Origin of the sequence: Pseudomonas sp. GM78, assembly GCF_000282475.1 — a bacterium.
GTDB lineage: Bacteria > Pseudomonadota > Gammaproteobacteria > Pseudomonadales > Pseudomonadaceae > Aquipseudomonas.
This window is the reverse complement of sequence record NZ_AKJF01000021.1, coordinates 44581-59035: the sequence shown is the minus strand read 5'-3', so window position 1 is coordinate 59035 and position 14455 is coordinate 44581. Positions and strand designations below refer to the sequence as shown.

Below are 14455 nucleotides of genomic sequence, written 5' to 3'. Positions count from 1 at the left end.
TTCCCAGACTGACTGCACCGGGACTTAGATGAAACGCTACGAAAAATTCGCCGATGATATCGCTGAACTGATCCGCACCGGCGTCCTCGGGCCCGGCCAGCGCGTGCCGTCGGTGCGCTACGCCAGCCAGACCCATGGGGTCAGCCCTTCCACGGTGTTCCAGGCGTACTACTTGCTCGAGCGTCGCGGCCTGATTCGCGCCCGGCCACGCTCCGGCTACTTTGTCAACGCCCATGCACCCCGGCCGTTTTCCGAGCCGGTGATCAGCAGCCAGGTCAACGAATCCACCGAAGTCGACGTCAGCGAACTGGTGTTCTCGGTCCTCGAATCGATCAAGGACCCGAACACCGTAGCCTTCGGTTCGGCATTCCCCAGCCCGACCCTGTTTCCGCTGCAACGCCTGTCCCGCTCCCTGGCCAGCGCTGCCCGGGACATGGACCCGCGCATGGTGGTCACCGACATGTCGCCGGGCAACCCGCAACTGCGCCGGCAAATTGCCCTGCGCTACATGGTTGGCGGCTTGATGCTGCCCATGGAAGAGTTGTTGATCACCAACGGCGCGCTGGAAGCCCTGAACCTGTGCCTGCAAGCCGTGACCCAACCCGGCGACCTGGTGGCCATCGAGGCCCCGGCGTTCTACGCCTGCCTGCAAGTACTGGAACGTTTGAAACTCAAGGCCGTGGAAATCCCCGTGCACCCGCGCGACGGCATCGACCTCGGTGTGCTCGCGCAAACCCTGGAACGCCACCCGATCAAGGCGTGCTGGTGCATGACCAGTTTCCAGAACCCCATGGGCGCGACCATGCCCGAATCGAAAAAACGCGAACTGGTGGAATTGCTGCGCGTCCATCAAGTGCCATTGATCGAAGACGACGTCTACGCCGAACTCTATTACGGCCAACAGGCGCCGAAACCGGCGAAAGCGTTCGATACCGAAGGGTTGGTAATGCACTGTGGTTCTTTCGCCAAGAGCCTGGCCCCGGGTTACCGCATTGGCTGGGTCGCCGCCGGGCGCTATGCGCAGAAGATCGAGCGGCTCAAACTCATGACCTCCCTTTGCGCATCGATGCCGGCCCAGGCAGCCATTGCCGACTACCTGCAACACGGCGGTTACGATCGGCATTTGCGCAGGTTGCGTTACGCCCTGGAGGAACAGCAAAGCGCCATGCTGTCGGCGATTGCGCGCTATTTCCCGGCACAGACCCGCGTCAGCCAACCGGCTGGCGGCTACTTCCTCTGGCTGGAATTACCCGAGCAGATGGATTCGTTGAAGTTGTTCCAGATGGCGTTGGCGCAAGGGATCAGCATTGCCCCGGGGCCGATTTTTTCGCCCACGCAGCGTTTCAGGAATTGTATCCGGTTGAATTATGGCAGCCCTTGGGATGAGGCGGCGGAGAAGGCGATGGAGACGTTGGGGCGGATTGTAAGATCCTTCTAAAAGCAAAGATCGCAGCCTGCGGCAGCTCCTACAGGGAAATGCAATCCCATGTAGGAGCTGCCGCAGGCTGCGATCTTTTGATCTTGATGTTTACCGGCCGCCGCCAAGATCGACAAAGGTCCCCGTCGCATAAGACGCCTTGTCCGACAACAACCACACAATCGCCTCCGCCACCTCATCCGGCCGCCCGCCGCGGGCCATCGGTATCGCCGACTCCAGCTTGCTGACCCGATCCGGATCGCCGCTCAGGGCGTGGAAATCGGTGTAGATGTAGCCCGGACGGACGGCGTTCACCCGGATCCCCTCACCCGCCACTTCCTTGGACAGGCCGATGGTGAAGGTATCGAGCGCGCCCTTGGAGGCTGCGTAATCGACGTACTCGTTGGGTGAGCCCAAACGCGCGGCGACCGAGGAGACGTTGACAATGCTGCCGCCCTGCCCGCCGTGCTTGGGCGACATGCGCAAGATGGCGTGCTTGGCGCAGAGGACTGGCGCCAACACGTTGGTCTTGAGGATTTTGAGGATGCGGAATTCGGACATTTCGTCGACCCGGGATTTTTGCCCCACGGTGCCGGCGTTGTTCACCAGCGCCGTGACCCGCCCCAGCTCGCTGTCCACCCGGTTGAACAAGGCGATGACTTCGTCTTCGATGCTGACGTCGGCGCGCACGGCGATGGCTTGGGCACCCAAGGCGCGGACCTGGTCCAGCACCGTGTGCGCCGCCTGCTCATCGGCCTGGTAGTTGATGCAGATCCGATAGCCCTGTTTGGCGGCCAACAGCGCTGTAGCGGCACCAATGCCACGACTGGCACCAGTGATGACGATGACTTTGTCCATGCAAGCATTCCCCCTTTCAAGCCTATGCAGTCGGGGGGAAGAATAACCGCCATTTGCGGATTTTGCATGGCACCGTCATCGGCCCGGCCAGATCAGGCCAGTTCCAATTGCTCGCTGCGGTGGATTTCCTTCATGAAGCGTTCGGCCGGCAACGGGTGCCCCAGCAGGTAGCCCTGCAGCGAATCACAACCGAGTTGGGTCAGGAAGTCCTGCTGCGAGCCCGTTTCCACGCCTTCGGCGACGATCCGCAAGCCCAGCGCCTGACCGAGGGCGACAATGGCCGAAACGATGGCGGCGTCATCGCTGTCACGTTCCAGGTCGCGGACGAAACCGCGGTCGATCTTCAGCTCGTTGGCCGGCAGGCGCTTGAGGTACATCAAGCTCGAGTAGCCGGTACCAAAGTCGTCGATGGACAGGTCAACGCCCATGTCCGACAGCTCCTGTAGCACCGTCATGCTGGCATCGGCATCGCTCATGGCGGTGGTCTCGGTGATTTCCAGGGTCAGGCTGTTGGCCGGCAAATGGTGGGTGGCCAGCGCCTTGGCGACACTCTGCACCAGGCCCACATGGCAAAATTGCAAGGCCGAGAGGTTCACCGCGATGCGCCAACCGGTGTAGCCGAGCACGTACCATTCGCGCATCTGGCGGCAGGCTTCGTTGAGAACCCATTCGCCGATGGGAATGATCAGTCCGGTCTTCTCCGCCAGTTCAATGAACTTGTCCGGCAGCAGCATGCCCTGGGTCGGATGCTCCCAGCGCAACAACGCTTCGGCCCCCACCGGACGGCCGTTGTGGGCATCGAATTTGGGCTGGTAGTGCAGGCTGAACTCGTTCTGGTCCACGGCATTGCGCAGGTCTTGCAGCAATTGCAGCTGCTTGCGCGCGTTGCTGTTCATCGAGGCATCGAAGAAGCTGTAGCCGTTCTTGCCCGTGCCCTTGGCGTGGTACATCGCCGCATCGGCGTTCATCAGCAATTCGTGAGCGGTCTGGCCATTGCCCGGATACAGGGCGATGCCGACGCTGGCGGAGATCTGCAGATCATGCTCGGCCACCCGGAATGCACGGGCGATCAAGCTCACCTGGCGGGCGGCGAGGTTCATCGCGTCGTCCGGCTCGCTCAATTGCACCAGCAGCACGAACTCGTCGCCACCGATGCGCGCCAGGGTGTCCTGGCCGCGCAGGTCTTCACGCAGGCGCAGGCTGACTTCGCGCAGCAACTGGTCGCCCATATGGTGACCGAAGGCGTCATTGACCGGCTTGAAGCCATCGAGATCGATGAACATCAATGCCAGGCAACCGCCCTCATTGTCGACCCTGGAAATGCCCTGATCGATGCGGTCGGCCAGCAACACCCGATTTGGCAGGCCGGTCAGGGTGTCGTGCAAGGCCAGCTGGGTGAGTTCGCGGTTGGCTTCGGTCAGCGACTGGGCAAGGCTGGCGGTTCGTGCTTCCAGGCGCGCATCGAGGATCGAGGTCAGCAAGGCGATGCTCAATACCGCCAGGGTGGTGATCAGTACCAGGTTGTCGAGGCCGTTGCCGCTCAGGCCATTGCCCGCTGCGCCGCAAAAACTGCCTTCGGGAAATTGCGCGGCGGCCATGCCGGTGTAGTGCATGCCGACGATGGCAATGCCCATGATCACCGCCGCGCCACCGCGGATCAGACGGACATAAGGCGTGTGCTGGCGCAGGCGGAACGCAATCCACAGTGCAGCGCCGGAGGCACCGACCGCGATCAGCAACGAGGCGCTGAACAGCGTCGGGTCATAGTCGATGCCCGGCTGCATGCGCATGGCCGCCATGCCGGTGTAATGCATGGCACTGATGCCGGCGCCCATGACCAGCGCACCGAACGCCAGCTGCCAGGCCGGTAACTGTGCCTGACTGACCAGCCACAGGGCGAAGCCGCATGACAGGATGCCGATCAACAGCGACAGCAAGGTGATAGAGAGGTCGTACCCCAGATCGATGGGCAGCTTGAAGGCGAGCATGCCGATGAAATGCATCGACCATACACCGATACCCATGGCGAACGCGCCGCCCGCCGTCCAGCAATGCACCGCCCGGCCCTTGGCCGTGGCAATGCGCCCGGTCAGGTCCAGTGCAGTGTATGACGCAAGAATTGCCACACAGAGCGAAATGATGACCAGCGTTGGGGAATAACTACCGATGAGCATGGAAGTGTCTCGCAATCACCCCCGTACTGCTTCCATTCTCGGAGGTGTAAATCCGGCCGATTGTACTGATTCCAAATGAGAACGCACTCACAAAATGAGCAAAATGCCAGCAAGGCGATGAAACGCTTGTTTTAAGGTTTTACATTAACTCTATCAAAGCGAATCTGAACCTGTAGGAGCGAGCCCGCTCGCGATGGTCGTCAACGATGACGCGGGCATCCAGACAATCCGCGTTATCGTTGACGTCCATCGCGAGCAGGCTCGCTCCTACAATGAGGCACGTTGATCAGGGGTTAGCTGCCCGTCCCAGCCGCCACCCAGCGCCGCAATCAACTGGACACTGGCGATCAGGCGGCTCTGCAACAGGTCGAGGGTACTGCGTTCATTGTTCAATGCCGCGGCCTGGACCACCACCACATCGAGGTAGGCGATCACCCCCGCCTTGTACTGGTTCTCGGTCAGGCGCAACGATTCGCGGGCCGCGTCCAGCGCCTGTTGGCGCACCACGGCTTCGTCCTGCAGCACCTTGAGCTGGACCAGAAAGTTCTCCACCTCGCGGAAACCGTCGAGTACGGTCTGACGGTATTTGGCCACGGTTTCGTCGTAAGCCGCTTCGCTGCGGTCCACTTCCGCCGACCGCTGACCGCCGTCGAACAAGGTCATGCCCAGTTGCGGGCCGACCGACCAGAAGCGGTTCGGCAGGCTGAACAAGTCTTTCGACGTGCTGCTGCTGTAGCCGCCGTTCAGGTTCAGGGTCAGGTCCGGGTAATAAGCGGCCTTGGCCACGCCGATGTTGGCGTTCGCGGCGATGACCGAGCGTTCCGCCGAGGCGATGTCCGGTCGGCGTTCCAGCAGTTGCGAAGGCAGGCTCAGTGGCACATCAGGCAAGGCAGGGATGCTCTGGGTTTCCGCCAGGCTGAATTCGGCCGGCGGCAGGCCGATCAGCACGGCGATGGCGTTTTCCAGTTGGGCACGCTGCCAGATCAGGTCGACCATATCCGCCTCGGTGCCCTTGAGTTGCGTCTGGGCCTGGGCCACCGCGTCCTTGCCGGAAACCCCGGCACGGTACTGGTTTTCAGTCATTTTCAGCGAACGCTGGTAAGCCGCGACGGTCGCTTCCAGCAAGCGTTTCTGCTCGTCCATCACGCGCAATTGCAGGTAGTTCTGCACCAGCTCCGACTGCTGGCTCAGGCGCATCGCCGCCAGATCGGCAAAACTCGCCTGGGCATTGGCGGTGTCGGCTTCGAGGCCGCGGCGCAGTTTGCCCCAGACATCGGCCTCCCAACTGACCCCGGCCTGGGCGGTGTAGGTGTCACGAATACCACTGGACGAACTGGTCAGGCTGGAACTGCTGCTGCCGGTGCCCTGGCTGGAGCGGTTTTTCCCCAGGCTCAGGTCCACCGTCGGAAAAAACGCACCCCGGGCGCTGCGCACCAAGGCTTGGGCCTGGCGGTACTGGGCTTCAGACTGGGCAACGGTCTGGTTGGCGCTGTTGAGTTGCTCGATCAGGCCATTGAGTTGCCGGTCGCCGTACAGCTCCCACCACGCACCGCGGGCGAGGGAATCGCTCGGATTGGCCTGGGTCCAGCCGGCCGCTTCCTTGTACTGCGCAGGGTCTGCGGTTTGCGGGCGCTGGTAATCCGGGCCGACGGCGCAGGCACTGAGCATCGCCACGCACAGCGACAGGCTCAGCAACCGCGACCCTCGGGCGGTAATCAGCGGTGTAGCCAGGTTGAACAGCGAACGGTCAGTCATAGCGGAGTTTCCAGAGCAACGTCGGTACGCACCCCACGCCAATGGTTGAAGCGATGGCGCAGTTTGTCGAGATAGAGGTAAACCACCGGGGTGGTGTAAAGGGTCAGCACCTGGCTGAAGATCAGCCCGCCGATGATGGTCAGGCCCAGCGGCTGGCGCATTTCCGCGCCTTCAGCACGGCTCAGCAATAGCGGCAAGGCGCCAAGGATCGCCGCCAGGGTGGTCATCAGGATCGGCCGCAAACGTTGCAGGCAGGCGTTGCGAATCGATTCCAGCGGCGCCATGCCCTGATGGCGCTCGAGCTGCAACGCCAGGTCGATCATCAGGATGGCGTTTTTCTTCACCACACCGATCAGCAGGAACAAACCGAGCAACGAGATCAGGCTGAACTCACCGCCCAGGGCATAGATCGACAGCAACGCGCCGACCCCCGCCGAAGGCAAGGTCGAAAGAATGGTCAGCGGATGAATGTAGCTTTCATACAGCACGCCCAGCACCAGGTACACCGCCACCAGCGCACCGAGGATCATCCACGGCTGGCTTTTCTGGGTCGCGGCGAAGGCATCGGCGGTGCCGGCCATTTTCGCGATGACCTCTTCCGGCAGGCCCACCGAGGCAATCGCCCGCTCGATGGCGGCACTGCCCTGCTCCACGGTCACGCCTTCGGCCATGTCGAAGGCAATGCTTTCCGAGGCGAACTGGCCTTCATGGCTGACCCGATCGTCTGCCAGGCTGTTCTCGTAATGGGCGATGGTCGACAGCGGAATCCGCGCGCCGTCCGCGGTGATCACCTGCACCTGCTTGAGCGTGATCGGGTCCTGGGCGTACTTGGGATTGACCTCCATCACCACCTGATACTGGTTGAGGCTGTCGTAGATGGTCGAAATCTGCCGCTGGGCGTAGGCGTTGTTGAGCACCGCCGTGACCATGTCCATGTCCACGCCCAGGCGCTTGGCCTGGTCGCGGTCGACGATCAGCGTCACCTGCTGGGCGCCCCGGCCTTCGCGGGCATCGATCGCGGTCAATTCCGGCAGCGCCTTGAGCGCGGTCACCACTTTCGGATACCACTCGCGTAGCGCGCCCAGGTCACCGCTTTGCAGGATGTAGGAATACTGCGACGAGGTCTGTTCGCGACCGCCGCCAAACTGCAGGTCCTGGTCGGCCATCAGCATCAGCTGCGCGCCGGCGACCTTGGGCATTTCCTTGCGCAGGCGTTCGATGACCTTTTGCGCGGAGAGGTTGCGCTCCTTGATCGGCTTGAGGCGTACCAGCATGAACGCGTTGTTGGTGCCGTTGCTGCCACCAATGAAGCCGGCGACGCTTTCCACGGCGTCGTCCTTGAGCACGGCGCGGCGGAAGGCCTCCATTTTCGGTTGCATCACACTGAACGACAAACCGTCATCGCCCCGCACGAAACCGATCAGTTGCCCAGTGTCTTGCTGCGGAAGAAATACTTTAGGAACAACGATATACAGCGCGATATTCACGCCAATTGTCACGAAAAGACTGAACAGCGTCAGGCGCCGGTGACGCAGCACCCAATCGAGGCTGGTGGCGTACTTGCCGACCATCCATTCGTTGGCCCGCTGACTCCAGCGTTGCAGGCGGTTTTCCTGGCCTGGTGTGTGTGGCTTGAGCCAGCGGGCACAGAGCATCGGCGTCAAGGTCAGCGAGACCACCAGCGACACCAAGATGGACGCCGCCAGGGTGATGGAAAATTCGCGGAACAGGCTCTCGATGATCCCGCCCATGAACAGGATCGACAGGAACACCGCCACCAGCGACGCGTTCATCGACAGCAAGGTGAAGCCGACTTCCTGGGCACCGAGGTACGCGGCCTTCATCGGCCGCACACCCGCGTCGATGTGCCGGGAAATGTTCTCCAGCACCACGATGGCATCATCCACCACCAGCCCGGTGGCCAGGATCAAGGCCATCAGCGACAGGTTGTTCAGCGAGAACCCGTATAGGTACATCACGGCAAAGGTGCCAACCAGCGACACCGGCACCGCCAGGGTCGGGATCAGCGACGCACGGAAGTTACCGAGGAACAGGAACACCACCAGGATCACCAGCGCCACGGCGATCAGCAGGGTCATTTCCGCTTCGTGCAGCGTGGCCTTGATCACCGGCGAGCGGTCCATGGCCAGGTTCAGCTTGACGCTGGCCGGCAGCACAGCCTGCAACGCTGGCAATTGGGCCTTGATCTCGTTGACCGTCTCGATGATGTTGGCGCCGGCCTGGCGGTTGATCACCAGCAGTACCGCCGAATCGTTGTTGAAGAAACCGCTGTTGTAGCGGTCCTCGACGCCATCGCTGACCTTGGCCACATCCTTCAGGCGCAGGGCTGCGCCGTCCGCGTAGTGAATGATCAGCGACTCGTAGTCCTTGGCCTTTTCCAGTTGATCGTTGGCTTGCACCTGCCACAGGCGCTGATCGTCTTCGACCGAGCCCTTGGGCCGGCGCACGTTGGCATTGGCAATGGTGTTGCGCACATCGTCCAGGGCCACGCCGTACTGGTTGAGCGCCTGGGGTTCGAGTTCGATGCGCACCGCCGGCAGGGAGCTGCCGCCGATCTGTACTTCGCCCACGCCCTGCACCTGCGACAGGCTCTGGGACAGGATGGTCGAGGCCAGGTCATAGAGCTGGCCTTTTTCCAGCACGTCCGAGGTCAGCGACAGCACCATGATCGGCGCCTGGGACGGGTTGACCTTCTTGTAGGTCGGCATGCTGCGCATGCCGCTGGGCAGCAGGTTGCGCGAGGCATTGATCGCCGCCTGCACTTCCCGCGCCGCGCCGTTGATGTCGCGGTCCAGGTCGAATTGCAGAATGACCCGGGTCGAGCCCTGGCTGGAGCGGCTGCTCATGGTGTTGACCCCGGCGATGGCGCCGAAGGAACGCTCAAGCGGTGTAGCCACCGTCGACGCCATGACCTCGGGGCTGGCGCCGGGCAGACTGGCCTGCACCACGATCACCGGGAAGTCCATTTGCGGCAGCGGTGACACCGGCAACAGGCCGAAGCTGACCCCGCCCAGTAACATGATCGCCAGGCTCAGCAGCATGGTCGCAACCGGGCGCTTGATGAAAGGTCCCGACAGGTTCATGGCTGCTCTACCGCGTCCGCTGGTTCAGGCTTGCGACCCCAGCGTCGACCGAGACGGTCGAAGTACAGGTAGATCACCGGCGTGGTGAACAAGGTCAAAACCTGGCTCAACAGCAGGCCGCCGACCATCACCAGGCCCAGCGGTTGACGCAACTCCGCACCGGAACCGGTGGCCAGCATCAACGGCACCGCGCCGAACAGGGCCGCCAGGGTGGTCATCAGGATCGGCCGGAAACGCAACAGTGCCGCCTGATAGATCGCCGTCTCCGGGTCCACGCCCTGGTTGCGTTCGGCGTCGAGGGCGAAGTCGATCATCATGATCGCGTTCTTCTTCACGATGCCGATCAGCAGGATGATGCCGATGATCGCGATCATCCCCAGGTCATTTCCACTGAGGATCAACGCCAGCAAGGCGCCGACCGCCGCCGAGGGCAAGGTCGACAGAATGGTGATCGGGTGGATGTAGCTCTCGTAGAGCACGCCCAGCACGATGTACATGGTCACCACCGCCGCCAGGATCAGCAGCAAGGTGCTCGACAGCGACGCCTGGAACGCTTCGGCCGCGCCCTGGAACTGGGTCTGCACGCCAATTGGCATGCCGATGTCCTGCTGCACCTGCTCGATGATCTCTACCGCATGCCCCAGCGCCACGCCGGGCGCCAGGTTGAACGACATCATCACCGCCGGAAACTGGCCGATGTGGGTGATCGCCAGTTGCGCCTGGCGCTCTTCGATATGCGCAAGGCTGGACAGGCGCACTTGCCCGCCATCGGTGGTCTTGACGTGGATCTGGTCCAGCGCCTGCGGACCGATCTTCTCGCCGGACTGCGATTGCAGCACCACGCGGTACTGGCTGGCCTGGGTGTAGATGGTGGAAATCTGCCGCTGACCGAAGGCGTCGTACAGCGCGTCGGTAATGTTCGACACCGACACGCCGACCCGCGACGCGGCGTCGCGATCGATCACCAGATAGACCTGCAAGCCTTTGTCCTGCAGGTCGCTGGCAACATCGGTCAGTTCCGGGCGCTGGGCCAGCGCTTCGACCAGGCGCCCGCTCCACAGGCTGAGCAGCTCGGAATCCGGTGACGACATGCTGAACTGGTATTGCGTACGGCTGACCCGATCTTCGATGGTCAGGTCCTGCACCGGTTGCATGAACAGGCGAATGCCGACCAGTTTGTCCAGCTCCGGCTGCAAGCGCGCGATCACTTGCGTCGCGCTCAGGTCGCGGTCGTTGTGGGCTTTGAGGTTGATCAGCAGCCGGCCGCTGTTGAGCGTCGAGTTGTCGCCGTCGACGCCGATGTAGGACGACAGGCTCTCGACCGCCGGATCCGCCAGGATCACCTTGGCCAATTCCTGCTGACGCTCACTCATCGCCGCGAAGGAAATCGACTGCGGTGCCTCGGAAATGCCCTGGATCACCCCGGTGTCCTGCACCGGAAAGAACCCCTTGGGCACCACCATGTACAGGAACACCGTCAACGCCAGGGTACCGATCGCCACCAGTAGCGTCAGCGGTTGATGCTTGAGAACCCACTTTAACTTGCGTCCGTAAGCCGCGATCATCCAATCAATTGCCGCGCCGCTCGCACGATAGAAACGGCCCTGCTCTTCTTCCTTGGGTTCACGCTTGAGCAGCCGCGCGCACATCATCGGGGTCAGGGTCAGGGACACCACCAGGGAAATCAGGATCGCCACCGCGAGGGTGATGGCGAATTCGCGGAACAGCCGCCCCACCACGTCGGCCATGAACAGCAGAGGGATCAGCACCGCAATCAGCGACAGGGTCAGGGAGATCAGGGTGAAACCGATCTGTTTGGCGCCCTTGAGCGCCGCGTTCAACGGGCTGTCGCCCTCTTCGATGAACCGGGAAATGTTCTCCAGCATCACGATCGCATCGTCCACCACGAAGCCGGTGGCGATGGTCAGGGCCATCAGGGTCAGGTTGTTGACCGAAAAGCCCGCGAGGTACATGACACCGAAGGTGCCGATCAACGACAGCGGCACGGCCACCGACGGAATGATCGTGGCACTGGCCCGGCGCAGGAACAGGAAGGTAACCATCACCACCAGGGCGATGGCGATCAGCAATTCGTGCTGTACGTCCGTGACCGAGGCTCGGATGGTCTGGGTGCGGTCGGTCAGCACCGTGACGTCGAGGCCGGCCGGCAGGTTGTCGGTGATGCTCGGCAGCAAGGCCTTGATCCGGTCCACCACTTCGATGACGTTGGCCCCGGGCTGACGCTGGATGTTCAGCAGCACCGCCTGGTTTTCGTTGGCCCAGGCCGCCAGGCGCTCGTTCTCGGCGCCGTCGACGATTTCCGCCACATCTTTAAGCCGCAACGGCGCGCCATTGGCGTAGGCCAGAATCAGGTTGGCGTAGTCCTTGGGCGAGGTCAGTTGATCGTTGGCATCGAGCATCGAGACCCGGGTCGGGCCGTCGAAGTTGCCCTTGGGCTGGTTGACATTGGACGCGCCGATCAGGGTGCGCACGTCCGAAAGGTTCAGGCCATTGGCCGCCAGGGCCTCAGGGTTGACCTTGATCCGCACGGCTTGGCGCTGGCCACCGGCGATGCTGACCATGCCGACGCCGCTGATCTGGGCGATTTTCTGCGCCATGCGGGTGTCGACCAGGTCATTGAGCTTGGGCAACAGCATGGTCTTGGAGGTGATGGCCAGGGTCAGCACCGGGGTGTCGGCCGGGTTGACCTTGTTGTACACCGGCGGTGCCGGCAAATCCTTGGGCAACAGGTTGGTCGCGGCATTGATTGCCGCCTGTACCTGCTGTTCGGCGACGTCCATGTTGATGTCGAGGCTGAAACGCAGGGTCAGCACCGAGGCGCCGCCGGAGCTGGTGGACGCCATCTGGGTCAGGCCGGGCATCTGCCCGAACTGACGCTCAAGTGGCGCGGTCACGGCGCTGGTCATGACATCCGGGCTCGCGCCGGGATACAGGGTCATGACGCGGATGGTCGGGTAATCGACCTGAGGCAAGGCCGACACCGGTAGCAAGCGATAGGCGATCACGCCGGCCAGGATAATGGCCAGCATGCTCAGGGTGGTCGCTACCGGGCGAAGGATGAACAGCCGCGAGAGATTCATGCGCCGCCCTTTTTCGCCTTGTCGGTGGTCGCCGGCTCAGGCGCGTTGGCCGCCGATTTACCCTGCAGGTGGCCCGCCGGGCTGGTCGGCACTTGCTGCGGGTCGTTGACCACTTCCACGTCGCTGCCGTCCTTCAAGCGGTCGGTGCCTTCCAGCACCACACGATCCCCGGCGGACAGGCCTTCGGTGACCACGGTGTTTTCGCCGTCGCTGGCGCCGATTTTCAGTTGGCGGATCTTGACCTTCTTGTCGCCGTCCAGGGCATAGACGAAGGTGCCGTTGGTGCCGAACTGGATCGCCGCCGATGGCGCAAGCACCACGCCTTTGAGGGTGTCCGCCAGCAGGCGAACGTTGACGAACTGGTTGGGGAACAACGATTGGTCGCGGTTCTCGTAACGTGCCTTGAATTTCAGGGTACCGGTGGTGACGTCGATCTGGTTGTCCAGGCTCTGCAGCACGCCGGTGGCCTGCAGCTTGGTATCGCCGCGATCCCAGGCTTCGGCCGGCAGCTTGGCGCCGCTGCGATAGCGTGCCAGCACCACATCAAGGCTGTTTTCCGGCAAAGTGAAGGCGACGCTGATCGGTTGGGTCTGGGTGATGATCGCCAGCGCCGTGGTGTCGTTGGCTGCTACCAGGTTGCCAACATCGAGCTGGCGCAGGCCGACGCGACCGGTAATGGGGGCGCGGATCTTGGTGAATTCGAGATTGAGCTTGGCGTCGTTGACCGCCGCCTGGTTGGTCTTGACCGTGCCCTGGAACTGACCGACCAGCGCTACGGCGGTGTCCAGGGTCTGTTTGGCGATGCTGTCCTCGCGGTAGAGGCCGGTGTAACGCTCGACGTCAACCTGGGCATTCTTCAACTGCGCCTGGTTCTGCAGCAAGGTGCCTTCAGCCTGGAGCAAGGCGTTCTGGTAAGGGCGCGGGTCGATTTCAGCCAGCAGATCGCCAGCCTTGACCATCTGCCCTTCCTCGAAATAGATCTTCATCAGTTCGCCGCCGACACGGCTGCGAACATTGATGGTGTTCAGCGCCGTCACCGTGCCCAGCGCCTTGTAATACAGCGGGAAATCTCCCGTGACCGCCGGCGCAACGCGCACCGGCACCGGCCCCGCCGCCCCGCCGAACCCTGGCCGCATCCCGCCTGACCTGCCGGTGTGGCCGGCCACGGCTTTCGGCTGCGCGCCCTCTTTCGGCGAACCGCTGCCGGGACAGAATTTCCAGCACAGGGCAGCGATGACCAACAGGACAAGCAGGCCAAACAGCCAGCGACGAGGACTACGGGAAGCAGAGGATTGCATTGAGTGATCAACCATTGGGCGCGTGGGCTTGTTTTACATGAGGCTGAACGATAAGCACTGGCGGGTCTTAAGCAAAGCGCCTTTACCGGCAATTTACCTTCGGCTTACGTAACAGGAGATTTATCCAAGACACTGAAACACAAATGAAAACGGCCTGGACAGGGCCAGGCCGTTAACAATTGTAATGCTTTACTTATTTCAGAACGGCAAGGGCCGCTTCGTAGTTTGGCTCGTCAGCGATTTCCTTGACCAGCTCGCTGTGCAGCACGTTGTCGTTCTCGTCCAGAACCACCACGGCACGGGCGGTCAGGCCCTTGAGCGGGCCATCAGCGATGGCAACGCCGTAGTTCTCGATGAACTCGGCACCGCGCAGGGTAGACAGGTTCTGAACGTTTTCCAGGCCTTCGGCACCGCAGAAGCGGGCTTGGGCGAACGGCAGGTCAGCGGAGATGCACAGCACCACGGTGTTGTCGACGCTGCTCGCCTTGGCGTTGAACTGGCGCACGGAGGTGGCGCAGGTCGGAGTATCGATGCTTGGGAAAATGTTCAGCACTTTGCGCTTGCCGGCAAAGTCTTGCAGGGTGACGTCGGACAGATTGCCGGCAACCAGGGAAAAGGCTGGCGCCTTGGAACCGGCTTGAGGCAGTTGGCCGTTGACTTGAACCGGATTGCCTTTAAGAGTGACTTGAGCCATGAACGGAGTCCTTCTGAACGTTGGGGTGGAGAATTTTGAAGAGGCAGAAGTTAA

General features: G+C 62.3%; 8 protein-coding genes. 1 reads left to right on the top strand and 7 read right to left on the bottom strand.

The features are described from left to right. The first annotated feature begins 28 nt into the window (after positions 1–28). Positions 29–1438 (top strand): GntR family transcriptional regulator MpaR, encoded by a 1410-nt coding sequence (mapR, locus tag PMI35_RS29060; RefSeq protein ID WP_008055189.1) that lies wholly within the window; start codon positions 29–31, stop codon positions 1436–1438. 90 nt (positions 1439–1528) lie between these two features. Here mapR and PMI35_RS29065 read toward each other — a convergent pair whose 3' ends face one another. The 7 genes from PMI35_RS29065 to tpx all read right to left on the bottom strand — a co-directional run bounded on the left by PMI35_RS29065 (position 1529) and on the right by tpx (position 14401). Beyond that, on the bottom strand, positions 1529–2275 hold the full coding sequence (locus PMI35_RS29065) for an SDR family oxidoreductase (RefSeq protein WP_008055188.1): 747 nt from the start codon (positions 2273–2275) through the stop codon (positions 1529–1531). Between the two features lie 92 nt (positions 2276–2367). Then, positions 2368–4449 carry a putative bifunctional diguanylate cyclase/phosphodiesterase gene (locus PMI35_RS29070; protein ID WP_008055187.1) on the bottom strand — a complete coding sequence of 694 codons (2082 nt, stop codon included), beginning with the start codon at positions 4447–4449 and terminating at the stop codon, positions 2368–2370. A gap of 267 nt (positions 4450–4716) precedes the next feature. Continuing rightward, the gene (locus PMI35_RS29075; protein ID WP_008055183.1) at positions 4717–6204 is read right to left on the bottom strand and encodes an efflux transporter outer membrane subunit; all 1488 of its coding nucleotides are present in this window, start codon (positions 6202–6204) and stop codon (positions 4717–4719) included. Next, complete coding sequence (locus tag PMI35_RS29080; RefSeq protein WP_008055181.1) at positions 6201–9308, bottom strand: efflux RND transporter permease subunit; 3108 nt, start codon at positions 9306–9308, stop codon at positions 6201–6203. Before PMI35_RS29080 ends, PMI35_RS29075 begins: the two co-directional genes overlap by 4 nt. After that, positions 9305–12409 (bottom strand): MdtB/MuxB family multidrug efflux RND transporter permease subunit, encoded by a 3105-nt coding sequence (locus tag PMI35_RS29085; protein WP_008055179.1) that lies wholly within the window; start codon positions 12407–12409, stop codon positions 9305–9307. The genes PMI35_RS29080 and PMI35_RS29085 overlap by 4 nt, the downstream gene beginning before the upstream one ends. Further along, complete coding sequence (locus PMI35_RS29090; protein WP_032831312.1) at positions 12406–13722, bottom strand: MdtA/MuxA family multidrug efflux RND transporter periplasmic adaptor subunit; 1317 nt, start codon at positions 13720–13722, stop codon at positions 12406–12408. Before PMI35_RS29090 ends, PMI35_RS29085 begins: the two co-directional genes overlap by 4 nt. Before the next feature lie 178 nt (positions 13723–13900). Further along, positions 13901–14401: a thiol peroxidase gene (gene tpx / locus PMI35_RS29095; RefSeq protein WP_008055176.1), complete on the bottom strand. Its 501-nt coding sequence runs from the start codon at positions 14399–14401 to the stop codon at positions 13901–13903. Positions 14402–14455: the final 54 nt, after the last annotated feature.